The following is a 22,617-nucleotide window of genomic DNA, read 5'->3' as shown; positions in this document are numbered from 1 at the left end:
TCCTAAACGTTAAGCTGCAAACCAGGTTAAAAAGATAACCAAACCTATCCCCAAGGCCAGCCGGTAAATCACAAAGGGCAGCATACCCATCCGGCTAATGATTTTTAAGAACAAATGAATGCACACCAAGGCACTGAAAAACGATAGCAACATGCCCATACCAAGCGCCGGAATGTCGTAAATCTCCGGGTTTTTAATCAATTTGCTGGTCTGATAAAGCCCAATCAGCACAATAATAGGAATGGACATTAAAAACGAAAAGCGGGCGGCACTGGCACGATCCAACCCCATCATCAGGCCGGCCGTCATGGTAATGCCAGAGCGCGACGTGCCCGGAATGAGCGACACAGCCTGCGCCACCCCAATCACCAGCACCTGACGCCAGCTTAAATGCATCACATCGGTTTGCTGTTTAGCAGTACGGTCGGCGTACCAGAGCAAGCTACCAAAAATCAGCGTGGTGCAGGCAATCACCCAAGGCGAGCGCAGCACGGTTTCAATCAGACCGGAAAACAGCAAACCTGCCAGCCCTGCCGGTATGGTCGCCACAATCAGCATCCATCCCAAAGTGCCATGGGTGCTTTGCTGGCCGCGCAAGGAATTGAACCAACCCAGCAGAATCTGCCCCACATCGCGACGAAAGTACAGTACCACCGCTGCCAGAGTGCCAACATGCACGGCGACATCAAAAGCCACCCCCTGATCTTCCCAGCCTAAAATGGCCGAAGGCAAAATCAGGTGCGCCGAAGAGGATATAGGAAGAAATTCAGTAATGCCCTGAATAATGGATAAAATTAGGATTTCTATGGTACTCACTTAGTCTTCACTCCATGAAAAAGGCACCGTCCACAGTTTTTGCTGTTTCGGGTAATGTTGCCACAATTGGCGGTAGCTTTGCCCGGTGACCGGATGGATTTGATCCGGCACCAACTCTGCCAACGGCAGCAGTACAAAGGCATTTTTGGTAATTTCATCACGCGGAAGTTCAATCGGCTGCTGACAAATAATCTGATCGTAGGTCAGCAAATCCAAATCCAGTGTCCGACCGGAAAAACGAGCCACATTGCGCTTACGGCCATGACGATCTTCAATGCCTTTAAAAAGCTCAACGCAGGCCTCAATTGATAAGTCGGTGTTGGCACCGACCACCAGATTGTAAAAAGGCTCGCCGTCAAAACCGACCGCCTCACTTTCGTATACAGAGGAAATTTGCAAGGAACCAAACGCTTGTTTCAGCTCACGGATAGCGAGCCGAACATGCTTTTCGCGCTCAATATTGCTGCCAATGCTGATTAGAATAAAGGCCATCAACCAGCCTCCCGTTCAATGCATACACCCACCGTTTCAGCTGTAGGTACTGCCCCGGGCTTACTGACAGTGACCTGAACCCTGTTGGTAGCAAAATTTTGTAACAACAAAGCAGCCACCCGCTCTGCCACGGTTTCTATCAGCTCTATGGGTTCGCGCTGCACCAGCTCGGTCACCTGGGTCGCGATCACACTGTAATCCAGTGCTTGACGGATATCGTCGCTGGCAGCAGCCCGGCGGGTATCGCACTGCAGCTCCAAATCCAGCTCCAGCCGCTGTTGGATGGACTTTTCCCACTCGTACACACCAATAACCGTATCGATGCACAATTTTTTAATAAAAACAGTATCCATCAGTTCATTCCGCAGCAGGTTCAGGGTAAGATGAAGACAGAAGCCAATTGGGTAGATTGCCGCCACCTTAAGATCAGGCGAGGCCGATCTTATCGTAAAAAGCCAGGCTGAGGAACCGCATTGATGACACCTATGATCCTGACACTTATGTTGCTGGCATATCTGCTGGGATCCATCTCATCGGCGGTGCTGATTAGCAAGCTGTTCCGGCTGCCAGATCCCAGAACCACCGGCTCCAACAATCCGGGCGCCACCAATGTGTTACGCTCTGGTGGTAAATTGCCAGCGGCCCTGGTCTTACTGTTCGATATTCTTAAAGGTACCATACCCGTTTGGGGCTCGTATTTTCTGGGCATTGAGCCCATTTATCTGGGTCTGATTGGTATTTGCGCTTGCCTTGGCCACATTTACCCGCTGTTTTTTGGTTTTAAAGGCGGTAAAGCTGTCGCCACCGCGCTAGGTACCATGATGCCGATTGGACTGGATCTAACCGGCCTGTTACTGGCAACCTGGGTACTGGTGTTGGCAATCAGCGGTTACTCATCACTGGCGGCTATTATCACCGTTGGCCTGGCACCGGTCTTTACCTGGTTTATCAAACCGATGTATACCCTGCCGGTACTGATGCTCAGCGTGCTGATTATTGCCCGCCATCACCAAAACATCACCCGGCTGCTGCGGGGCAACGAAAGCCGGGTTTGGGATAAAGATAACAATCTGAAAGAGTAGACAAGGCTTAAAGTGGCGACAACTGCTGCATCGGCCAGCGTGGCTGCACGGCAATGGCCAGGTCCTGCTGCTGACCTGCCAGCAGGCGCTGATGCCCAGCCAAGGCAATCATGGCACCATTGTCTGTACAAAACTCTTTGCGTGGATAAAAGACCCGGCCACCACGTTGTTGCAACAAAGCCGCTAATTGTTCACGCAGCGAAGTATTGGCACTGACCCCTCCCGCAACTACCAGTCGATTTAAACCTGTTTGCTCCAGTGCCCGTTCGCACTTGGCCACCAAAGTATCGACTACCGCCTGTTGAAACGAAGCAGCAATATCGGCCCGGGCACTGCTATCCGTGCCGGCTTTTGCAATTACGTTAGCCGCGGCAGTTTTCAGGCCGCTAAAACTAAAGTCCAACCCGGGCCTGTCCAGCATCGGTCGTGGAAAACGGTGTGCTGCCGGGTTGCCTGCTGCTGCCATCTTCGCCAACAAAGGCCCTCCCGGATAATCCAGTCCCATCAGTTTGGCAGTTTTATCAAAGGCTTCACCAGCGGCATCATCGATCGACTCGCCCAACAACTGATACTGACCAATGCCGGCCACCGCAACTAATTGGGTATGGCCACCGGACACCAACAGCGCCAGAAAAGGAAAGGCTGGCGGCTCAGCCTCCAGCATCGGTGCCAGTAAATGGCCTTCCATATGATGCACACCTATGGCTGGTTTTTGCCAGGCAAAGGCCAGGCTACGGCCAATGGAAGCGCCCACCAACAAAGCTCCCGCCAGGCCAGGCCCGGCAGTATAGGCCACGCCATCGATATCACTGGCACTGCAATTGGCTTCTTTTAGTGCAGCCCGGATCAGTGGCAGCGTTTTGCGGACATGGTCACGCGATGCCAGCTCTGGTACCACACCGCCATAATCGGCATGCAGCTTGATCTGGCTATACAGCTGATGGCTTAATAAACCAAGTTTAGTATCGTAAATGGCAATGCCCGTTTCATCACAGGATGTCTCAATTCCCAGTACCCGCATCGTTACCTCCGGCCGAAAACCCGCGAATTGTACTGGGATCCAGGATAAATCACCAGCGATCCACAGAATCCCTTTACAAGGGCCCCGGCTTTTGAGTAAAATGCGGCACCATTTTTAATCGTATTGGTCGCTGACTGACCAGATAAACCGAGGTGAGAATTTAATGCCTGTTGTTAAAGTAAAAGAAAACGAACCCTTTGACGTAGCTTTGCGTCGTTTCAAGCGCTCTTGTGAAAAGGCTGGCATCCTGGCTGACGTGCGTGCGAAAGAATTCTACGAAAAGCCAACCTGGATTCGTAAGCGTAAGAAAGCAGCTGCGGTAAAACGCCACGCTAAGAAGCTTTCTCGCGAAAATGCACGTCGTATCCGTCTGTACTAATTTGTACTAAAGACGTCACAGCGACGGCTGCGTTTCATTGCCAGGCAGGCAGCTGCTGTTTTCAAACAGCTTTTGATTGCAATGAAACGCCCCCCAACTCTTGATTGTTAGAATGCAAAGAGTCGGGAACTGGCATATGCTGACCACACCGTGCTTTCAGGCACGGTTTGTCTTTTTCTGAGCAAAGTGAAACTATCCAGTGGCCGGACAGATCCCGCGACAGTTCATTGATGATTTACTGGCTCGAACCGACATTGTCGAGTTGATCGATCAACGTGTGCCTTTGAAGAAAAAAGGCCGGAATCATTCTGCCTGCTGCCCTTTCCATAACGAAAAAACGCCCTCTTTTACTGTCAGCCAAGACAAGCAGTTTTACCACTGTTTCGGTTGTGGAGCACACGGCAACGCCATCACCTTCTTGATGGAGTACGAGCAACTGGAGTTTCCTGAGGCCATTGAAGAATTGGCGGCAATGCATCATCTTGAAGTGCCACGCGAAGGCGGTGGTCCTGCCCGCCCCAGTGGTCAGGCCGATGATTACGAACTGATGCAAAAAGTCAGTAGCTTATGGCAACAGCAATTGCAGCATGGTCCTGCCAGTGCACAGGCGCAAGCCTACTTAAAGCGCCGGGGTTTAAGTGCCAACACGGTACAGAAGTTTGGTATTGGTGTCGCACCGGATAGTTGGGATTTTGTGCTGCGCCAGTTGGGCAAGGACAAGAAAGTACGCGATCAGTTAGTTGAGCTGAAACTGACCAGCCGCAATGAGCAAGGCCGCGAGTACGATTTTTTTCGTAACCGGCTGATGTTCCCCATTCGTGATCGTCGTGGCCGGGTGATTGCTTTTGGTGGCAGGGTATTCGATGACGGCACCCCCAAGTATCTGAACTCACCGGAAACCCGCTTGTTTCATAAGGGCCGTGAACTCTATGGCTTATTTGAGGCCCGTCAGCAGCAGGAACGACTGGAGCAGGTGCTGGTAGTCGAAGGCTATATGGACGTGGTGGCTCTGTCGGAGCAAGGCATTGATTTTGCTGTCGCCAGCCTGGGGACTGCGACGACCAACGACCACATGCAAACGCTGTTTCGCTATTGTCGATCCGTGGTCTGTTGCTACGATGGTGACCGTGCCGGCCGTGACGCAGCCTGGCGTGCCCTGCAAAATGCCCTGCCGCAATTAAAAGATGGTGTGGAGCTTAAATTTGTTTTTTTACCGGATGGCGAAGATCCGGATAGCATGGTACAAAAAGAAGGCAAAGAGGCTTTTCTAACGCGTGTTGCCGCAGCCGCCAGCTTGCAGCATTATTTCTTTGAGTACCTGCTGACACAACACGATGCCAGTTCCGATGCTGGAAAATCAGCGCTATTGGCAGAAGGAAAAGCTCTGATCGGTCAGATCCCCAGTGAGTTTTACCGGGAACAACTCAGTGATAAGCTGCACAACCTGATTGGCAAGCCCAAAGAGGTCAAAGCAGCTCCGGGCAAAGGCATAACCGCCCGTTATCTGCCCAAAGCACAAAGCATGACCCCAATGCGCCGAGCCATTGCTTTATTACTGCAATACCCGGCGTTGGCCAACAGCATACCGCAAGCACAAGAGCTGGCAGGAGCCCAGTTACCGGGCTTTGATTTATTGCTGGCATTGCAACAAAAAATCCTGGAAATCCCCGGGGTTCGCACTGCCCAGCTGTTAGAACATTGGCGGAATAGTCAGGAATATCCGATACTCAATAAACTGGCAGTGTGGGATCCTCAACTGGAACCCGAGCAAATCGAGCCAGAATTTGTGGATACCTTTGCCGCGATAGAAGATCTTTACCTGCAACAACGCCTGGAGGCGCTGGAGCGTACAGCCAAACTGCAAAAGTTGACCTCTGTAGAGCAACAGGAATACGTATTGTTACTTACAGCACTAAAAAGCAGAAAACCGCGATCGGCACCCAGCTAATTGCTGGCTAGAAATGCCGCAGTTTGTTATAATTGCCAGTTCGCAATTCGTTTATTAATTAACTTGAGTGGAAGCATAGCCTCTATGGAGCAAAGTCCTCAGTCGCAACTCAAACTCCTGATCTTGAAAGGTAAAGAGCAAGGGTACCTCACCTTTGCGGAAGTCAATGACCACCTTCCACAAGACATTATCGACTCGGAGCAAATCGAAGATATTATCCGCATGATCAACGACATGGGGATCCAGGTGTTTGAATCCGCCCCGGATGCCGATGATCTGATCATGGCCGATGCCGCCGCCGATGATGATGCCGCTGAAGAAGCTGCTCAGGCGCTGGTCAGTGTCGATAAAGAACTCGGCCGCACCACTGATCCGGTGCGGATGTACATGCGGGAAATGGGCACCGTCGAGCTATTAACCCGGGATGGCGAAATTGAAATCGCCAAGCGCATCGAGGATGGCATCAACCAGGTACAAACCTCGGTTGCTGAATATCCGGAAGCTATCACCTACCTGCTTGAGTTGTGGGATAAATTCGAAGCCGACCAGATGCGACTGAGTGACATCGTCACCGCATTCGTCGATCCGAATGAGCTGGATGAAGCACCGGTAATTGCAACCAACATTGGTTCAGATGTGCCGGAATCCAACAACGACGATGACGACGATGACGACGATGACGACGACAGCGACGATGCCGATGATGGTGATAGCGGTCCGGATCCGGAAGTTGCCCGCATTAAATTCGGTGAATTGCGTCAGCAATACGATGTTACCCGTAACTCCATTGTCAGCAATGGCCGTGAGCACGATACCACCAAAGAAGAAATTCTGAAGCTGAGTGAAGTGTTTCGCTGTTTCCGCCTGGTACCGAAGCAATTCGATCGCCTGGTCAAAAACATGCGCGAAATGATGGACCGGGTGCGGGTGCAGGAACGTCTGCTGATGAAGCACAGCGTCGAACATGCCAAAATGCCGAAGAAAGCTTTCGTAAAAGCCTTCACTGGCAATGAAACCTCTACCGCCTGGATCGATGCTGAAATTGCAGCCAAAAAAACGCACTCTGAAAAACTGAGCGATTTCAAAGACGATTTGTATCGCTGTGTTGAAAAGCTGAAGAAAGTTGAGGAAGAGACCGGCCTTAGCATTACCAAAATTAAAGACATCAACCGTCGGATGTCCATTGGTGAAGCCAAGGCCCGCCGGGCGAAAAAGGAAATGGTCGAGGCCAACCTGCGTCTGGTTATTTCGATTGCGAAAAAATACACCAACCGTGGTTTGCAATTCCTTGATCTGATCCAGGAAGGCAATATTGGTCTGATGAAGGCCGTCGATAAATTCGAATACCGTCGTGGTTACAAGTTTTCGACCTATGCCACCTGGTGGATCCGTCAGGCCATCACCCGCTCCATTGCTGATCAAGCCCGTACCATCCGTATTCCGGTGCATATGATCGAAACCATCAACAAACTGAACCGGATCTCCCGGCAGATGTTGCAGGAGATGGGCCGGGAGCCAACACCGGAAGAATTGTCCGAACGCATGCAAATGCCAGAAGACAAAATCCGCAAGGTGCTGAAAATCGCCAAAGAGCCAATTTCGATGGAAACCCCGATTGGCGATGATGAAGATTCGCATCTGGGCGACTTTATCGAGGATACCAGCGGTGAATCACCACTGGACTCAGCCACGATGGAAAGTCTGAAAAACGCCACCAACGAAGTACTGGCCGGCCTTACCGCCCGTGAAGCCAAAGTACTGCGGATGCGGTTTGGTATCGACATGAATACCGATCACACCCTGGAAGAAGTCGGCAAACAGTTCGACGTTACCCGGGAGCGGATCCGGCAGATCGAAGCCAAGGCGTTGCGCAAACTGCGCCACCCATCGCGCTCGGAAGTACTAAAAAGCTTCCTCGACGAGTAAATACCAAAGGCGCCTACCCGGCGCCTTTTACTTTTAGCAGAAAAAATAACCGCTTGATAGCAATAAGCCAGCAAAGTCAGATGACAACGGCAGCAAAACTTTCTATACTGCAAGCCGTTTTTGCTTAGCAAGAATGTCCACACCATGGCCCTATAGCTCAGTTGGTTAGAGCGCTCGACTCATAATCGATCGGTCGCTGGTTCGAGTCCAGCTGGGGCCACCATTTCCCTCAACCTTCTCCTTTATTATCAATAACTTAAAGGGGCAGTTGTTTTTCTGTCGTGCCTTCTATCGTGCCTTTATATCCTATCCCAGCCTTATTCCTGTGTCTAGATGTGCCTGATGTCGCTACTTATTCGCACAACCATTGCTTTGTTTGGTTCGGGTATTTCACTAAGAATTTCTGGTTAGCCAGTACATTCGAGCTTTGAGTCGCAAAATTGCTTCATGCAAAACTTACTGGCCAACCAAGGCCACAGCTAACCACAGATAAGCTATGGTTTCGCCCACAGCTTCTAAGAGCAGTTAAGTGGCTTTAATCACTACACGGAGGTATTGTCTTGAAATCGCTTAGTAAGGGTTTCAATAGCAGATCTGTATTCGGGGAATTGCTCGCAGATAGAGTCAAATTTCTCATCTTTAAATTCGCGCTGTCTGCGATTGGTCAAATTACCATAGCTGATATTTACATCACTTAGGTAGTGGTTAAACGCATTCTTCTTCTCAGCTTCGTAGACGTTAATTGCCTGCAACAGCTTTTCATTCAACGCACGAAGCCGGTGCTGTGTAAATGAACGCACAGCAACAATATCCTCATCGAAGTGAGTGTTCGGATCATTTCCAGTTTTCCGGTTTTTGTTATGGTTTTTAGCAGTCGTGTTATATCAATAGCACCAGTAGCAAACCAACGCCACAAAAATTGATGTCGGCATAGTAGGTAGGCCCAGTTAAAGCTCATAAAGTGCAGGAGGGATATATGCGTACAAAAGAGCTTAGTCTGCTCGCTTTAGCGCCTGTTCAGCTGGTATGCTGCTCAGTAGTTTCGTTTTCAACCGTGAATACCCTATGAAAATTATCGCTAAAAGCCTGGCTAAAGGCCTGGCCATTATTCTGCCCATTGTCATTACCATCGAGCTGATCCGCTGGTTGCTGGTGACCATTGAGTCCAGGCTGGCTCCAGTGCTGGAGCTGGTGTTGCCGCCGAGCTGGTATCTGCCGGGCATGGCGATTGCTGCCTTTGTGCTGCTGTGTGTGGTGATTGGCTTTAGCGCCCGCTGGCGCGGTTTTGACTGGTTGTGGCAGTTGCCCGGCAAGCTGCTGCTCAAACTGCCGGGTACCAAGCAAATCTACGGCATGCTGCAGGATTTAATGGATGTAATGTCCGGCAAAAACTTTGCCGATGAGTCGGTGGTGATGGTCAAACTGCCGGGCACAGATATAGAACTAATTGGTATCGTCACCAAAAAAGGTGGCCTTGATGGCGATCGCATGTCCTCTTTAATGAATGAAGAACAACTGGCGGTGTTTATTCCAATGGCCTACAACGTCGGCGGCTACACCATCATCGTACCGCGCAGCTGCACCCGAAACCTGGAGATGAAACCGGCCGAAGCACTGCAGCTGGTGTTAAGCGGTGGCCTGGGCTCAACTAAAAGTTAATGGAAAAAACAGGGATATTTTGCTCTTGAAGTAAACCTCTTCTGCCAACAAAAAATCCCTGTTAGACTTTCTCAAAAGCATGGACGCTGGATACCCAAGTAACCCCTCAGAGGTATGGCGTGCGCTTTTTGATCCTGACTCCTGTTGTACTATTAGCCATGCTGCTAACTGGCTGGCCTGACCATGTGCTGTTCACCGCACTGCCCTTTCCGCTTGCAGCCTGGCTTACACTGGCCTTTGTTGCTTCGCTGGCACTTCTAATGCGCCAAACCGACTGGCTGTATTGGCTGGCTTTTTTGGCCGGGCATTATTTTACTGTGCAACAGGGCTTGCAACGCCCAATCAGCGAGCCTGATGTTGCCTTGTTGTACAGTTATCTTCCTGTAGTTAGTGCACTTTGGCTCGGCTTATTGGTGCTGCTGCCCCGCCCCCCGCTTCTTACCAAAGCCGGGATCGCTTTATTGCTAAGCTGTGCCTTGCTGCCTGTGAGTTTACTCTATCTGCCTTTACCCAACTGGCAAACCAACCTGCCCGATTACCATTGGCTACTGCAGCCGGTGTTGAGTACAAGTCAGCTAAGCTGGCTACAAGCAGCAACACTCTTGCTGGTAGCTACTATCTGGCTGGCATTGCTCAGTTACCGCAACTGGCCCAAGCCTATGCTGGGGCAACTGGCGGTGCTGCTTAGTCTTACGCTGTTTTATCTGTGGCTGGCGCAGCCTCATCTGTCTGGCTGGGCAACCTTAACTGCCAGTTTGTGTTTGCTGCTGACCCTTGCCTTGCAAATGCTGCAACTAGCTTACATCGATGAGCTGACTCAGTTACCACAGCGCCGGGCATTGATGGGGCATTTAAACCGGCTTGGTAAGAAAAGTGCCGTGACCATGCTGGATGTCGATCACTTTAAAAAATTCAACGACACCTATGGCCATGATGTGGGCGATCAGGTGTTGCGGCTGCTGGGTGCCATTTTGGCCAAACAACGCGGTATGACCGCCTATCGCTACGGTGGTGAAGAGTTTACCCTGGTATTTCACCATGCCAATCCGAACAAGCTGAAAGAGCAACTGGAACAGGTGCGTCAGCAAGTGGCTGACTACCCACTGGTGGTGCGCCAGGGCGGCCGCCCCAAAGATCACGAGGCCGGCAAAAAGCAGCGCTCGGCCAAGAACAACAGCAGCAGTAAAACCGTGCAAATTACCATCAGCCTGGGCTGCGCTATCCGACAGGGTAGCGAAAAGCCCGAGCCTTTGCTGAAGCGGGCCGATGAGGCTTTGTATAAAGCGAAGAAAAAAGGCCGTAACTGCGTGGTACTGGCCACCAGCTAACAACAAGCCAGGCATAAGCCTGGCTGAAAACGTTTGTATGCCTTGCCAATCAGCTGGTTCTAAAGCGGGCTACCTGCTGCCCTAAGCCTGTGGCAACGCGCTGCAGCGCCGCAACAGCACCACGGTTTTGCTGCATCACCACCGCATTATCCCGCGACATACTGGCAATTTGCTCAATGTGTTTGGCAAGCTCGGTGACAGCCATCGATTGTTCATTGGTTGAGCGGGCAACATCGCGAACATTGTTCAGCGAGTCCATCGCCTGGCTGCGAATTTGTTGCAGCATACTGGCAGCATCATTGGCTCTGGATAATCCTTCCGCCACCCTCGGCGCTGCCGTTTCCATCGAGGCAACCGCTAACTGAGTATCATCCTGCACCAGCTGTATCATACCGGCAATCTCAGTGGTCGCCTTGCTAGTGCGCTCTGCCAGCTGCCTTACTTCATCGGCAACCACCGCAAAACCGCGGCCAGACTCACCGGCTCTGGCTGCTTCGATGGCCGCGTTCAGTGCCAGCAAATTGGTTTGTTCCGCAATGCTTTTAATCACATTGGCGATACCAGCAATTTCCTTAGAGCGCTGTTGCAACTCACCTATTTTGCTTGCTGACTGCTCAACGGTCTCGGCAACGACTGCAATCTCAGTGGCAGCGTCTTGTACCAGGCGCGCCCCCTGATCCGACAAATCTGCAGTTTTTTGTGAGTTTTGTTCTGTCAAATCGACCACACTGGCCACCTGCTTCAGACTCACCGTCATTTGTTCAATGCTGGCAGCTGAGGCTGTGGATGAATGCGCCTGTCGCTCGGTGGCTTCCAGTGCTTCCAGTGCGGCCTGATCCAGCTCATCGGCCTGGGTCTTGACTGTGTTTGCTGCCCCTACTACCTCGCTCAGGGTCTGCCGTAATTGCAGCTGCATATTCGCCACAGCCGCCAGCATGCTGTTTGGCAGGCTGTCGCGGATCTGCGTCGTCAGATCACCGGCTGCAATCTGGCTCACCAGCTCGGCTGCTTCATCCGGCTCACCTCCCAGTGCCTGACGTAAGTAACGCAGGATCCAGACGGCCATGGCAATACCTATGAAAATTGCCACCGCAGTCAGCAATACCATGGTCAGAGCAAAAGCCCCGGCGATACCCTGGGCATTATCGGTGGCTTGTTGATTTTTTGCTTCCTGATAATCAATAAAGGCATTGATGCTGGCCAACCAATCGACAAAGACTGGGCCGACTTGTGCCAGCAACAACCGCTGTGCCTCGCTTTGCTGGCCTTGCTGCCGTAATTGAATGACCTGATTTGCCAGCGGCAAGGCTCTCGCTTCCACCGCATCGATTGCCTGCAACAATTGCCGCTCTGTTGCGCTAACGCCATTGCGCTGCTGGAAGATATTATCCATCAGGTGACGGGAGTTAAGATAAAATGATTCCAGTTGTTCAATATCACGCAGTAACGCTGGGATATCACGCGCATTGTCGACCAAGGTGACATCGCGCAGTGAAATAGCCCTATCGTGCACACTGCCACGAAAGTTAATGGCGTAGCGTTGTTTGACTGAATTCAGCTCGGTCATCTCAGTCAATGTTTGATTAATTCGCTGAACCCGCTCCACCCCAATCAGGGTAAGGCCCACCATCAGGAGCAGCACGATGCCAAAACCCAAACCCAGCCGCTTGGCCACCGTCATCGATTGTTTTTTTTGCATTGCACACCTCATTACAGCTTAAAGGCGAAGTGCCTGTAATAGCGTGCACAATACATGCTTAGTTAAAACATCTCTAATGAAATAAACGCTTCCTTACTATCGAAAAATATTGCTGATCCAGGGTGATCGTTGTGTCGTAGTGCACTTTAATTCAAATCAAGAGGGGCGCTAAGGCCTCTGCTAATATGGGTGCCATACTGATGGCATTGCTATCGTGCGCAATGCAGTCGGTACTCCAGATATGCCGTACACCAGCCTGCTGGATAGTCGCCAGTGCATCACCGGCAAAGAGTGCATGGGTCACCGCCACATCCACCGAGGCGGCACCTGCCGCCAGCAACTGCTCGGCGGCTCTGGCCATGGTGCGCCCAGAACTGGCAACATCGTCCATCAACACCACCTGGCGCCCGCTAACCGGCACATCTGGCAAGGCTATGACCACCTCTTTATCGCCATGCCGTACCTTGCTACAGACCCCATAATCGCAGACAATGCGGGCTGCGGCCAGTTCGACCCATTGCCGCGACTCGGCATCCGGCCCAATCAGCAAAGGCTGCTGACATTTTTCCGCGATTAAATCCGCCAGCCTGGGGGCGCCACTCAGCGCAATGGCGTCGCCTCTTGGGATGGCTTCACGCAAATGTTCGATGCGATGCAGATGCGGATCGACCGTGATCACCGCATCAAATAACTCCGCCAACAGGTTGCCAATGATTTTCTGGCTGACAATTTCACCAGGGTAAAACGCAATGTCCTGGCGCATATACGCCAGGTAAGGCGCGACCAACAGCACACGCTTTACACCGCAGCCTCGCAGGTGTTTTGCCAGCAGAATCAGTTCGACCAACTTATCGTTTGGCCGATCCAGGCTGCGATACAGCACCAGTTGTGTTGGGGCATCGCCATCGGCAAACGGCAGGGTCAGCTTTAGCTCATCATCCGGGAAACGATGCTGCTGGTAGCACAGCAGCGGCAGCTTACAGGCATTGGCCAGCCGCTCTGCGGCAGCTTTTTCATCAGGGGAACACAACAAAATCGTCATCAGATTCAATACTCCACATGCAGGGACAGTAGCTGACTGGCATCACCAATCCGGTAGCCAGAGCTGCGTTCACAGGCCTGGCGGGCAAAGGTCAGCTCGGTTGGGTAAGCGGCATACACGCGATAAAGCGGCTGGCCGGCAACAACCGACTCACCCAGCTTGACCAAGAGATCAACCCCGGAACCCTTAGCGCGCGGCGCTCCGGCCGAGCGGGCAATACGAGCCAGCTGAATGTTATCTATCGCTACCACAGTACCGGACTCTGCTGCAGCTATTTCAAACGACAACGGCGACAGAGGCGGCTTATCCGGATCAAAATCACGCTGCCCCTGAGCCGCAATAATCGCCTGCATCTTTTCCAGCGCCCGGCCCGAGTCCAGAATATCGCGGGCAATGCCAAAACCATCACCACCACGCACATCGGGGTCAAACTCCAGCATGCGGCCAGCAAGGCGTAAGGATTTTTGTCGCAAATCATTGGGCGCTTTGGGGTGATTTTGCAGCACCCGCATCACATCGCGCGCTTCCAGGGCCGGGCCTATGCCATTGCCAATCGGCTGACGACCATCGGTAATCACCACATCGATGGTCAGGCCCATACGCTTGGCCACGAACTCAAAGAGTTTACGCAGTCGCTGGGCTTCCGGCATGCTACGCACCTTAGCCGTTGGGCCAATCGGAATATCCAGCAGCAAGTGACTGGAGCCTGCAGCTACTTTTTTCGATAAAATAGAGGCCACCATCTGGCCGGGCGAATCAATCGACAAGGGCCGCTCCACCGAAATCAGCACATCATCGGCCGGCGATAAATCGCTGGTACCGCCCCAGGCCAGGCAGCCGCGGTGCCGGTGCACAATCTCGGTCAGTTGCTCAAAGGGCATTTCCACCGCAGCTAACAGCTCCATGGTATCGGCCGTACCTGCTGGCGAGGTAATGGCGCGGGATGATGTCTTGGGACACAGCATGCCATGGGCGGCCACAATCGGCACCAACAACATGGAAGTGCGGTTGCCAGGGATGCCGCCAATACAGTGTTTATCCACCACCGGATGCTCCTGCCAATCCAGTCTGCGGCCTACTTTACTCATGGCATCGCTTAAAAAGAACACCTCTTCCCGGTCCAGCTCGCCCTGATTGCAGGCCACCACAAAAGCTGTCAGTTCAATTTTGGAATAGCGGTGAGCTGCGATGTCTTGCACGATGCTGGTAAAATCCTCCCGGATTAACCGTTCGCCGGCAATTTTACGATGCAAAGCCGGAATGGAGTGTGGTGGCTCGGCCGGTGCAACCCGAACGGCATCGCCATCCGGTGCACCCAGCATGGCAAAAGCTTCTTCCGATAATCCCAGTTGCTGTCCATCCACGATGCCAGCATCGTCCACCACGTTCAAACTGGCCAGAATACGCTTGCCATTGGCTGCCACTTCTACTTTTGCTAATGCCTGGAATCCTTCGGCACGGTAAATTTCGCAATCCCGATGCAGATAGGCCACGTTTTCATAGTAGGTATCAATCCCTACCCGCTTTAAGGCTAAGGTCTTGGAGCTGAAGGATTTCGCCGCTGCTTGCTTTGTTATTGGTTTCATAGCTGCATCCAAAGTAGCTTTGCTCTACTGTAACGCTCTGTACTAACAGTTCCAAGCTTTGCCATCATGAATCCGTCAACTCTTTGATGTAGATCCAGACTACAGCCTGCTAAAACATAACACTTTTGCCCGTACAGTAGTTGGGATCAAGCAACGATCTGCGCCATGCAGCTTGCCAATACAGGACAGTCAATTTATGGTGTATCTCAATTTTGCCTGGAGTCACTATGAAAACTTTTAATATTCTACTCAGTGGTTTATTGCTCGCAGCGAGCAGCTGGGCTGAACCAACCTATGCTGCTTCCTCCCCGGAGTTATTACCGGCTTTTTCCACATCACCATCGCTAAAAGAAAACTTTAGCTGTTATCACGGCCCCTTTGCCAGTTATGACAGCTGGCTGGCCATGCTGGGGAGAAATCCTCAGTTTAATGCCGAACGCTTTGCACAGTTTTTGCCAAGAGCCGATGTGGAGCGGCGTCAGCAGGCCTTGGATTGCCGTATCTTCGCCTATGAGTCCGATGGCATCTTGGTGGAGGCTGTGATGGTTCGCCCCAAAAAAACAACCGCTGATACCAATCAGTTGCCCGTAGTGATTTACAACCGCGGCGGTAATGCCAAAGGGGGGACTCTGGTCTATGGTAGCATTCAGCACAGCTTAATGCCGTTGGCAGAGCAGGGTTATATTGTAATTGCCAGCCAGTACCGCGGTGCAACCACCTTTCCCACCTCGGTTACCGCGCATATGCAGTTGGATCAGTTTGGCGGGTATGATGTGAACGACATTAAAAACCTGCTGCCAATTATTCATGGTATGCCAGAAGCCGACAACGAGCGTATAGCCATGGTTGGGTACAGCCGGGGCGGTATGATGAGTTATCTGGCGGTGCGCGATATGCCACAGATAAAAGCATTAATTGTCCTGGCCGGTGTTGCTGATTTAGAAGCTAGCCTGGCCGTTCGCCCAGAGATGGAGAACATCTATACCAGATTTATTCCGAACTATGCGACTGAAAAAAGCGCGCAGTTAACAGCCCGCTCTGTCTTGCACTGGCTTGATAAACTACCACCACAACTCCCAATACTATTGCTGCATGGCGATAATGATAGACGGGTAGAAGTGGCTCAATCACAAGCTCTGGCCAAGGCTCTGGCAGAACATGGCCAGCCTCACAAACTGGTGATATACCCGGGTGCCGATCACAACTTCGCCCCCAACACTGCAGAAGCCAATGCTGAAACAGTAGCCTGGTTAAAACAGCATCTTTAACTCAATTGGCCATTGCAGCACGACCAGTTGGATGGGCACACAGTTGTGTGCCAGCCCTCATAGCCACAACACTGGGTTAAGCCGGTAAAACTGCTGTAACTGCTGATAGAGCTCCGGCTCTTGTTGTTGCATGCTGTGGGGTTGCTCGAAAAACACCTCACTTGCAACAGCAAAAAACTCAGCCGGATTGGTAGCCGCATAGGGATCGAATACACCAGGCTGCCCACGGCTTAACTGCTGTTGCAAGCGATCAAAAGCGCGCTGAAATACCTCAGACCAACGCTTTACATCCAGACCGGCACCCAAATCGGGAGCACCATTGGCATAGCCCTTTTGCTGATCGAGCTGATGGGCAAACTCGTGGATCACCACATTATGGCCATCAAAGGGATCGGCTGCGCCTTGTAGCGAATCCTGCCAGGATAAAATCACCTGGCCCTGGCCCCAGGACTCGCCCAGCAATACCCCGGCCCCATGGTGCACCACACCGGCAGCATCCGGCTGCCTGTTTGGCACCACAAAGGCCGCCGGATACACCAGAATCTGTCGCAAACCAGGATACAAATCATTCGGCCGGCCCAACAGCAGCAAACAAGCCTGTGCGGCAATGGTCACCCGGATCTCATCATCCATCACCAGGCCAGCACAACCAACAAAGTCTTTTTCTGCTATAAACAACTGGATCAGCTTTTTTAGCTTCAGTTGCAAGTCGGCCGGCAAGGCCCGAAAATAAGGCAGCCGGCGTTTTAAAATCTGCCGCCAGCTGTGTGGAAAAGGCTGTTTCAATAACCGCTGGCGCTGCCAGCGCCGCCAGTAAGGTTGCCCCAGCAGCCAGCCTAGTAGCAACAAGGTAATTAGCGCCAGCAGAACCATTGGCATAAAAAGCACTCAGATAAAAGTGAACTGATCTGTACAATTGGGTAGCAGAGTAAAAAAATCAAGCGGCCAATCACGGCAAAAGCTGGAGACAGGAGCAGGTATGTTTCAATTATTTAAGCAATTACTGGAGCGTAGTGGTACAGAGCCGGTCGCCGATTGCCCGGCACTAAAGCTGGTCAGCGAAGCGCAGTTGATGTCGGTAGTGCTGATGCTGGAAGTGGCTGCAGCTGACTTTCAGGATGCCAGCGCCGAACACGATGTGGTGCTCAATTACCTGACTGATGAGTATCAATTAGCTGCTTCAGATGCCGAAGTGGTGTTCAGCCGGGCCAAGCAGCTCAGCAGTGACTCGGTTTGCCTGCACCGCTTTACTTCCAAAATGAAAGATCTGAGCTACCCAGAGCGGTTGGAGTTACTGGAGCAGCTCTGGCGTATTGCCTACCATGATGGCCAATTGGACCCACATGAAGAAGCCATGCTGCGTAAAATTGCCGACTTGCTCTTTATTCGCCACAGCGATTTCATTCAATGCAAACTGGCGGCGCAACGGTAACGAAAACGGCTTGCATGCCGTTTTCTATTCTTCTTTTCTATCAACCACTTCACCTTCAATCACCCGGTGGCCAGATCGGCGTGGCTGCTCGCTATGTTGCTGGTACTGTTGTTGTGCCTGGCTAGCTGCCTGCTGAAAAGCCCGCAGCTTACGGCGATAACGCCAGTAAAACAGTGGGATAAGCAGCCAACTGAGTAACAGCATCAACAGGATCAGGAAAAAGCCAGCGACCAGTAAAACCCCCATTACCAGCCAGGCCAAAATACGCTGCAATGGGCCTGCTGCTTGCTGTTGCCGCCAGAGCCGTTGCCACTGGTTGTTTTGCCGCTGAAATGAAAACATGATCATACCTATTCCTTAGTGTCCGCCCATTGCGGTAAACAGTCCCGCTGGCGTCACTTTCATTGCATACTAATCAGCTCAGACTGAGCAGAAACTGAACAACAGCAAGATAACTCATTCCTGCTATACTTGCCCTACGATTTAATTACAGATAAACGGTAAATGTTTACACTTCCGTTTTTCAGCTTACTCCTCAGTGTCAACCAGCCTCTGCAGCTTGGCACCAATGTGCCTGTGACATCCCCAACCAATGCCACCCGCCAGGTCCATTGTATTTTGCAACAGATGCGCACTCCTTACCAGTTGCAAACATTGCCCTGGCTACGGGCGCAACGGGAAGTCCAGATGCAGCGGCTGGATGGCTATTTCACGGCTATCCTGTTGGCTGAAATGCAGCACTATGGCGAGCTATCCGCACCAATGTTTCTGGAAAACTGGTATTGGTTCACGCATCCGGATAGCATTGGTAAAAGCAGTGCTACTACCCGATATGGGGTCATTCGCGGCAGTCATCAAGCCAATTGGTTCGATGTCATGGGAATTCGGCCAGAGGTTGAGGTCAATACCCTGTCAGAGCTGATACAAATCCTGCGGCGCCAACGAATTGATAAAGTATTGCTGGACCTGGAGGATTTTGAATTCGCCGCAGAACAATTGGCGCTGGACAGCAGCAACTACCAGCGCACCTTTTTTCGCTATGTACCGCTGGGGCTCTTTGTATCTCACCAGTATCTGCAAGCCCGGCCTGATTTTTTGCAGCAATTCAATCACCATATCCACAGCTGTGCCCAAAGCCCCTTCACCCTTTCCCCGATAGAACAAGAGCAGATCCTGCATGTTTTCCTGCCATTGGCCACAGCTCTGGCCAGCCAACAACATCTGCTTGATGCCGTACAGGCCAGCAATCAGCAGCCGATGGCACAGAGTCAACTTATGCAATTGGATCAACAATGGATGGACGAAGTGGAGCAAATGCAGCCTCAGTTAGGCCAGCAGATGCTGCAACAGCCATTATCGCAGTACTTGCTGCATTGGCAACAGCAGCAACAAGGTCTGGTGACCGAGCTTATCCTGACCGATCAGCAGGGCAAGAATGTTGCTATCAGTGCTATTACCTCGGACTACTGGCAAGGCAATGAAGCGAAGTTTCTCAATGTATACCAACAAGCCACGCCTTACTTTCTGGATGCCGTAGTCTTTGATGCCTCGACCCAACGTTTCCAGGTACAGTTGAGTATCGCGGTCAGCGATAGCAACAACCAGCATATCGGCGTGCTGACATTAGGTATCGATGTGGAACAAGCATTACGACGCCCGAATGGCTAACTGACCTAATCGCTGAATAGCCAGCTCCAACTCTGGCTGCCAACGCACACCAAAGCTAAGCCGAAAGCAATTGCGAAACTTTTGCGAAGGCGAAAATAAGGTGCCTGGCGCTATGCTGATGCCCTGCCGCAGGGCTTGCTGAAACAAGTCGCTGCAATCGGCCTGCTCGTTGAGCTCTATCCAGAGCACAGCACCACCCTGCGGATTGCTGACTTTAGTTCCCGCCGGGAAATACTGCTGCACCAGCGCCATCATCCGCTCTTTATTCAATGCAAGCACTTGCCGCAGTTTTTTCAGATTGCGATCGTAATCGCCACTGGCAATAAACTCCGACATAGTCCACTGATTTAACAAAGAAGAGGCAAAAGACAAAGCTCGCTTTAAACGCCAAACTTCCGAACCAAATCGTCCGGGCAGCAGCCAACCGACCCGATAACTGGGCGCAACGGTCTTGGAAAAAGAGCTGCAGGTCAGTACCAGTCCCTGGTGGCTAAAACACTGCGCTGGCCGGCCACGGGCTGCGCCAAAGTAAAGCTCACCATAGACATCGTCTTCAATCAACGGAATACCGCGCTGCTCCAGCAGCTGCACCAATGCTTCACGTTGTGCATCCGGCATAAAAGAGCCCATCGGATTACTGATGGACGAAGAAAAGACGCAGGCTCGAATGGGCTGATGCTGCAACGCATGCTGCAAATCGGCCAGCCAGATGCCATCGTCCGGACACACCGGGATCTCCACCGCCATCATCCCAAGGGTTTCAATCAGTTCCAGCACCCCGAAGTAGGTAGGTGACTCTACCGCGATCACATCACCTGCTTTGGCCACGGCCTGCAAAGCAATCGCCAGCGCTTCCTGCCCGCCATTGGTAATGATCAACTCATCCGGTTGTAAGGATAAACCAACATCCAGATAACGAAAGGCCAGTTGACGCTTGAGCGGCGCAAAGCCATCAATAGGCCCGTAATGCATAACCTGCTGACCAGCCAGGGTGGTCACTCTGCGCATGGTACGCAGCAAAGCTTTTTCGGAAGGCTGCGCCATGCTGGGCTGGGCAATGCCAAGCGGCAAAATCCCAGGCTGATGCACCGCCTGATAAAACTGCTCCAGCAAGCTTTGCTGACGGACCGGTACTGGCTCAGTACTAAGTGGCAGTCGCACTGGCCGGCATTGTGGCCGGTTCTCCGCCTTCAGGTAATAGCCTGAACGATCTCTGGCCTCGATGATGCCAAGCCGCTCCAGCTCTTCGTAGCCCTGCCGTACCGTGGGAATACTGATTCCTAATTGCTGACTGAGCTGACGCAAGGAGGGCAGACGGTCACCAACCCGCAGCAATTGCTGCTGTTGCAGCTGCCGCACCAACCGCACCACCTGCTGGTACAAGAATTCGGTTTGGTCGCGTTGAATCGCAGGGTTCATCATCACCTCAACTGTACAGGTCGTATTTTTTATTTTCTGTGCATGGTGAGTATACAGAAATTCGCTACCATACACAGGCCTGCTTAGCCCGCTTTGGAGATACTTATGCAAACCGCCATGCTGTACTTGCTGACCGTACTGATCTGGGGATCCACATGGTTTGCTATCGAGTTTCAATTGGGCGATGTAGCAGTTGAAGTATCCCTGGTGTATCGCTTTGGCCTGGCTGCGCTGCTGCTCTGGCTCTGGTGTCTGTGGCGTAAATTACCAATGCAAATGCCTATACCGATGCACCTGAGTGTTGCTCTGATGGCTGTGCTGAACTTCGCCCTGAATTACTTCCTGCTGTATCAGGCTCAGCTGTACCTGACATCAGCCATGGCAGCCATTGCCTTTTCCACCATGTTGCTGATGAACATCGTCAATACCCGGTTGTTTTTTGGCCAAGCTATTGCCAAACGCATTTATGCAGGGGCTCTGCTTGGTATTGCTGGCATTGCGGTGTTGTTTGCACCGGATCTCACCGAGTTGTCACTGGCCAATACCAGCTTGTTGGGATTGCTGCTGGTACTGTCCGGTACTTTAAGCGCTTCTTTTGGCAATATGCTCAGTGTGCGTAACTCCCGACGCGGCCTTGCGATCTTGCCCATGAATGCCTGGGGCATGCTGTATGGCAGCCTGGCACTGGCAGCCCTGGCCCTGCTGAATGGCAAAACCTTTACCATCAGCAGCCAACCGGCTTATCTGTGGTCACTGCTTTATTTATCAGTGTTTGGCTCTGTGATTGCGTTTGGCAGCTATTTTGCGCTGCTAAAACGGATGGGGCCGGAGAAAGCCAGCTACGTTATCGTACTGTTTCCTTTAGTGGCGGTAGTTTTTAGCTCCTTGTTTGAAGGTTTTCAATGGCAACTAAGCACTGTGACCGGCTTCTGCCTGGTATTGATCGGCAATGCGCTGGTACTCACTCCTTTTGACAAACTGAAACAGCTCTGGCTGCGCATCAAACCAGCGAAGCGCCTGCCTGCCGCGACTTAGCCTTGCACATGTTTTGTTACAAAGGTTCATAAAATGAACGCTTGATCGTTTTTTGAATCTGATTCAAAATATGCCACCTTATCAACTGAGGTGGTTATGGGTACATCGGAACGCAAGCAACGGGAACGGGAAGAGCGGGAACAACTGTTTCTGGATGCTGCCGAACAATTAATTGCAGAAGAAGGCTTTATTCAGCTGCAGATGGCGAGGCTGGCGAAAGCCTGCGACTACGCGACCGGTACCTTGTATCAGCACTTTACCTCGAAAGAGGATCTGCTGATGGCATTATTGGTTCGTCACTCAGCCCTGCACCTGGAAATGTTTGAACGAATTCAGCAATGGCAGGCTCCGTCACGCCAGCGAATTTTCGCCATTTGTGTGGCCGAGCAGGATTTCAACCAGCGTCAGGCCAACTACGTCAAACTGACACAATATGTGATGACCGAAGCCGTCTGGGAGAATGCCTCCGAAGCACGGCGGCAACAGTTTTTGCAGTGTGGTCAGCCCATTTGTCATATTGTCAGCAGCATAGTGCAACAGGCCATTGATGACGGGGATTTGGATCCGCAAGGTGCCAGCACCATGGAGTTGGGCTACGCAACCTGGGCTTTGTGCCAGGGCAGTCATAGCCTGGAGCATACACAAGGCCTGCTGGAGGCTTTTTCCATTCCACTCGGCCCTACGACCATGTACCGCAATATGCACCGACTGTTGAATGGCATGGGTTGGCAACCACTGCTGGATTTAACCCAGCCCGCGGAGTTGACCAGGCTGGTACAACACATAGAACGACATTTACAGATTAACTAAGGGCAGC

Annotated in this window: 22 protein-coding genes and 1 tRNA gene; 12 read left to right on the top strand and 11 right to left on the bottom strand. The window is 51.9% G+C overall.

The annotated features are described in order from the left end of the window. Positions 1-9: 9 nt before the first annotated feature. Genes ABC502_RS16195 through folB form a run of 3 tightly spaced genes read right to left on the bottom strand, consistent with a single transcriptional unit; the run spans position 10 to position 1,661 of the window. Entirely contained in the window at positions 10-816 is an 807-nt protein-coding gene (locus ABC502_RS16195) for an undecaprenyl-diphosphate phosphatase (protein WP_330087509.1), read from the bottom strand. Beyond that, positions 817-1,308: a 2-amino-4-hydroxy-6-hydroxymethyldihydropteridine diphosphokinase gene (folK, locus tag ABC502_RS16190; protein WP_330087508.1), complete on the bottom strand. Its 492-nt coding sequence runs from the start codon at positions 1,306-1,308 to the stop codon at positions 817-819. After that, entirely contained in the window at positions 1,308-1,661 is a 354-nt protein-coding gene (gene folB / locus ABC502_RS16185; protein ID WP_330087507.1) for a dihydroneopterin aldolase, read from the bottom strand. Before folB ends, folK begins: the two co-directional genes overlap by 1 nt. Before the next feature lie 123 nt (positions 1,662-1,784). Between folB and plsY the strand changes: the two genes are divergently transcribed. Beyond that, entirely contained in the window at positions 1,785-2,390 is a 606-nt protein-coding gene (plsY, locus tag ABC502_RS16180; RefSeq protein WP_330087506.1) for a glycerol-3-phosphate 1-O-acyltransferase PlsY, read from the top strand. A gap of 7 nt (positions 2,391-2,397) precedes the next feature. Here plsY and tsaD read toward each other — a convergent pair whose 3' ends face one another. After that, positions 2,398-3,411, bottom strand: a complete 1,014-nt coding sequence (gene tsaD / locus ABC502_RS16175) for a tRNA (adenosine(37)-N6)-threonylcarbamoyltransferase complex transferase subunit TsaD (RefSeq protein ID WP_330087505.1) — start codon at positions 3,409-3,411, stop codon at positions 2,398-2,400. A 163-nt stretch (positions 3,412-3,574) separates the two neighbouring features. Between tsaD and rpsU the strand changes: the two genes are divergently transcribed. From rpsU to ABC502_RS16155, 4 genes are all read left to right on the top strand, one after another. Then, entirely contained in the window at positions 3,575-3,790 is a 216-nt protein-coding gene (gene rpsU / locus ABC502_RS16170) for a 30S ribosomal protein S21 (protein ID WP_091338499.1), read from the top strand. Positions 3,791-3,989: 199 nt separating this feature from the next. Then, a complete protein-coding gene (gene dnaG, locus ABC502_RS16165) occupies positions 3,990-5,738 on the top strand; it encodes a DNA primase (RefSeq protein WP_345916637.1) in 1,749 nt (582 codons plus the stop codon). 84 nt (positions 5,739-5,822) lie between these two features. Further along, positions 5,823-7,664, top strand: coding sequence for an RNA polymerase sigma factor RpoD (gene rpoD, locus ABC502_RS16160; protein ID WP_330087503.1), 1,842 nt, complete (start codon positions 5,823-5,825; stop codon positions 7,662-7,664). Positions 7,665-7,810: 146 nt separating this feature from the next. Beyond that, positions 7,811-7,887 (top strand) — tRNA-Ile (locus ABC502_RS16155). 319 nt (positions 7,888-8,206) lie between these two features. Here the strand turns inward: ABC502_RS16155 and ABC502_RS16150 are convergent. Then, positions 8,207-8,464 (bottom strand): hypothetical protein, encoded by a 258-nt coding sequence (locus ABC502_RS16150; protein ID WP_345916636.1) that lies wholly within the window; start codon positions 8,462-8,464, stop codon positions 8,207-8,209. 265 nt (positions 8,465-8,729) lie between these two features. Between ABC502_RS16150 and ABC502_RS16145 the strand changes: the two genes are divergently transcribed. Together ABC502_RS16145 and ABC502_RS16140 are read left to right on the top strand one after the other, a co-directional pair. After that, complete coding sequence (locus tag ABC502_RS16145; protein WP_345916635.1) at positions 8,730-9,323, top strand: DUF502 domain-containing protein; 594 nt, start codon at positions 8,730-8,732, stop codon at positions 9,321-9,323. Positions 9,324-9,442: 119 nt separating this feature from the next. Further along, complete coding sequence (locus ABC502_RS16140) at positions 9,443-10,651, top strand: GGDEF domain-containing protein (protein WP_345916634.1); 1,209 nt, start codon at positions 9,443-9,445, stop codon at positions 10,649-10,651. 49 nt (positions 10,652-10,700) lie between these two features. On the opposite strand, the gene ABC502_RS16135 is transcribed toward ABC502_RS16140, so the two are convergent. The 3 genes from ABC502_RS16135 to ABC502_RS16125 all read right to left on the bottom strand — a co-directional run bounded on the left by ABC502_RS16135 (position 10,701) and on the right by ABC502_RS16125 (position 14,978). After that, a complete protein-coding gene (locus ABC502_RS16135) occupies positions 10,701-12,350 on the bottom strand; it encodes a methyl-accepting chemotaxis protein (RefSeq protein ID WP_345916633.1) in 1,650 nt (549 codons plus the stop codon). A 151-nt stretch (positions 12,351-12,501) separates the two neighbouring features. Beyond that, a complete protein-coding gene (locus tag ABC502_RS16130; RefSeq protein WP_345916632.1) occupies positions 12,502-13,392 on the bottom strand; it encodes a ribose-phosphate diphosphokinase in 891 nt (296 codons plus the stop codon). A gap of 5 nt (positions 13,393-13,397) precedes the next feature. After that, positions 13,398-14,978, bottom strand: coding sequence for a thymidine phosphorylase family protein (locus tag ABC502_RS16125; protein WP_345916631.1), 1,581 nt, complete (start codon positions 14,976-14,978; stop codon positions 13,398-13,400). A gap of 227 nt (positions 14,979-15,205) precedes the next feature. On the opposite strand from ABC502_RS16125, the gene ABC502_RS16120 reads away from it, so the two are divergent. Beyond that, positions 15,206-16,246: a prolyl oligopeptidase family serine peptidase gene (locus tag ABC502_RS16120; RefSeq protein WP_345916630.1), complete on the top strand. Its 1,041-nt coding sequence runs from the start codon at positions 15,206-15,208 to the stop codon at positions 16,244-16,246. Positions 16,247-16,303: 57 nt separating this feature from the next. Here ABC502_RS16120 and ABC502_RS16115 read toward each other — a convergent pair whose 3' ends face one another. Next, positions 16,304-17,125: a M90 family metallopeptidase gene (locus tag ABC502_RS16115; protein ID WP_345916629.1), complete on the bottom strand. Its 822-nt coding sequence runs from the start codon at positions 17,123-17,125 to the stop codon at positions 16,304-16,306. 100 nt (positions 17,126-17,225) lie between these two features. On the opposite strand from ABC502_RS16115, the gene ABC502_RS16110 reads away from it, so the two are divergent. Next, a complete protein-coding gene (locus tag ABC502_RS16110) occupies positions 17,226-17,678 on the top strand; it encodes a TerB family tellurite resistance protein (RefSeq protein ID WP_345916628.1) in 453 nt (150 codons plus the stop codon). A 24-nt stretch (positions 17,679-17,702) separates the two neighbouring features. Here ABC502_RS16110 and ABC502_RS16105 read toward each other — a convergent pair whose 3' ends face one another. Next, complete coding sequence (locus tag ABC502_RS16105; RefSeq protein ID WP_330087484.1) at positions 17,703-18,026, bottom strand: hypothetical protein; 324 nt, start codon at positions 18,024-18,026, stop codon at positions 17,703-17,705. A 156-nt stretch (positions 18,027-18,182) separates the two neighbouring features. On the opposite strand from ABC502_RS16105, the gene ABC502_RS16100 reads away from it, so the two are divergent. Beyond that, the gene (locus ABC502_RS16100; RefSeq protein ID WP_345916627.1) at positions 18,183-19,346 is read left to right on the top strand and encodes a cellulose-binding family II protein; all 1,164 of its coding nucleotides are present in this window, start codon (positions 18,183-18,185) and stop codon (positions 19,344-19,346) included. On the opposite strand, the gene ABC502_RS16095 is transcribed toward ABC502_RS16100, so the two are convergent. Continuing rightward, the gene (locus ABC502_RS16095) at positions 19,326-20,765 is read right to left on the bottom strand and encodes a PLP-dependent aminotransferase family protein (protein WP_330087482.1); all 1,440 of its coding nucleotides are present in this window, start codon (positions 20,763-20,765) and stop codon (positions 19,326-19,328) included. The two genes, ABC502_RS16100 and ABC502_RS16095, sit on opposite strands and share 21 nt — an antisense overlap. Positions 20,766-20,870: 105 nt before the next feature. Here ABC502_RS16095 and ABC502_RS16090 point away from each other — a divergent pair, with 105 nt between their 5' ends. Together ABC502_RS16090 and ABC502_RS16085 are read left to right on the top strand one after the other, a co-directional pair. Continuing rightward, positions 20,871-21,800, top strand: coding sequence for an EamA family transporter (locus tag ABC502_RS16090; protein WP_330087481.1), 930 nt, complete (start codon positions 20,871-20,873; stop codon positions 21,798-21,800). 96 nt (positions 21,801-21,896) lie between these two features. Further along, positions 21,897-22,610 carry a helix-turn-helix domain-containing protein gene (locus tag ABC502_RS16085; protein ID WP_330087480.1) on the top strand — a complete coding sequence of 238 codons (714 nt, stop codon included), beginning with the start codon at positions 21,897-21,899 and terminating at the stop codon, positions 22,608-22,610. Positions 22,611-22,617: the final 7 nt, after the last annotated feature.

This window comes from Alkalimonas sp. NCh-2, from assembly GCF_039631345.1.
Classification (GTDB): Bacteria; Pseudomonadota; Gammaproteobacteria; order Enterobacterales; family Alteromonadaceae; genus Alkalimonas; species Alkalimonas mucilaginosa.
The sequence above is the reverse complement of the archived record's forward strand: the minus strand, read 5'-3'. Positions and strand labels throughout refer to the sequence as shown.

Bases quoted from the DNA above. Each gene is read 5' to 3' on its own strand.
- folK (WP_330087508.1), bottom strand. From the start codon at position 1,308: ATGGCCTTTATTCTAATCAGCATTGGCAGCAATATTGAGCGCGAAAAG.
- folB (WP_330087507.1), bottom strand. From the start codon at position 1,661: ATGGATACTGTTTTTATTAAAAAATTGTGCATCGATACGGTTATTGGT.
- plsY (WP_330087506.1), top strand. From the start codon at position 1,785: ATGACACCTATGATCCTGACACTTATGTTGCTGGCATATCTGCTGGGA.
- tsaD (WP_330087505.1), bottom strand. From the start codon at position 3,411: ATGCGGGTACTGGGAATTGAGACATCCTGTGATGAAACGGGCATTGCC.
- rpsU (WP_091338499.1), top strand. From the start codon at position 3,575: ATGCCTGTTGTTAAAGTAAAAGAAAACGAACCCTTTGACGTAGCTTTG.
- rpoD (WP_330087503.1), top strand. From the start codon at position 5,823: ATGGAGCAAAGTCCTCAGTCGCAACTCAAACTCCTGATCTTGAAAGGT.
- ABC502_RS16145 (WP_345916635.1), top strand. From the start codon at position 8,730: ATGAAAATTATCGCTAAAAGCCTGGCTAAAGGCCTGGCCATTATTCTG.
- ABC502_RS16135 (WP_345916633.1), bottom strand. From the start codon at position 12,350: ATGCAAAAAAAACAATCGATGACGGTGGCCAAGCGGCTGGGTTTGGGT.
- ABC502_RS16130 (WP_345916632.1), bottom strand. From the start codon at position 13,392: ATGACGATTTTGTTGTGTTCCCCTGATGAAAAAGCTGCCGCAGAGCGG.
- ABC502_RS16125 (WP_345916631.1), bottom strand. From the start codon at position 14,978: ATGAAACCAATAACAAAGCAAGCAGCGGCGAAATCCTTCAGCTCCAAG.
- ABC502_RS16120 (WP_345916630.1), top strand. From the start codon at position 15,206: ATGAAAACTTTTAATATTCTACTCAGTGGTTTATTGCTCGCAGCGAGC.
- ABC502_RS16115 (WP_345916629.1), bottom strand. From the start codon at position 17,125: ATGCCAATGGTTCTGCTGGCGCTAATTACCTTGTTGCTACTAGGCTGG.
- ABC502_RS16110 (WP_345916628.1), top strand. From the start codon at position 17,226: ATGTTTCAATTATTTAAGCAATTACTGGAGCGTAGTGGTACAGAGCCG.
- ABC502_RS16105 (WP_330087484.1), bottom strand. From the start codon at position 18,026: ATGATCATGTTTTCATTTCAGCGGCAAAACAACCAGTGGCAACGGCTC.
- ABC502_RS16100 (WP_345916627.1), top strand. From the start codon at position 18,183: ATGTTTACACTTCCGTTTTTCAGCTTACTCCTCAGTGTCAACCAGCCT.
- ABC502_RS16095 (WP_330087482.1), bottom strand. From the start codon at position 20,765: ATGAACCCTGCGATTCAACGCGACCAAACCGAATTCTTGTACCAGCAG.
- ABC502_RS16090 (WP_330087481.1), top strand. From the start codon at position 20,871: ATGCAAACCGCCATGCTGTACTTGCTGACCGTACTGATCTGGGGATCC.
- ABC502_RS16085 (WP_330087480.1), top strand. From the start codon at position 21,897: ATGGGTACATCGGAACGCAAGCAACGGGAACGGGAAGAGCGGGAACAA.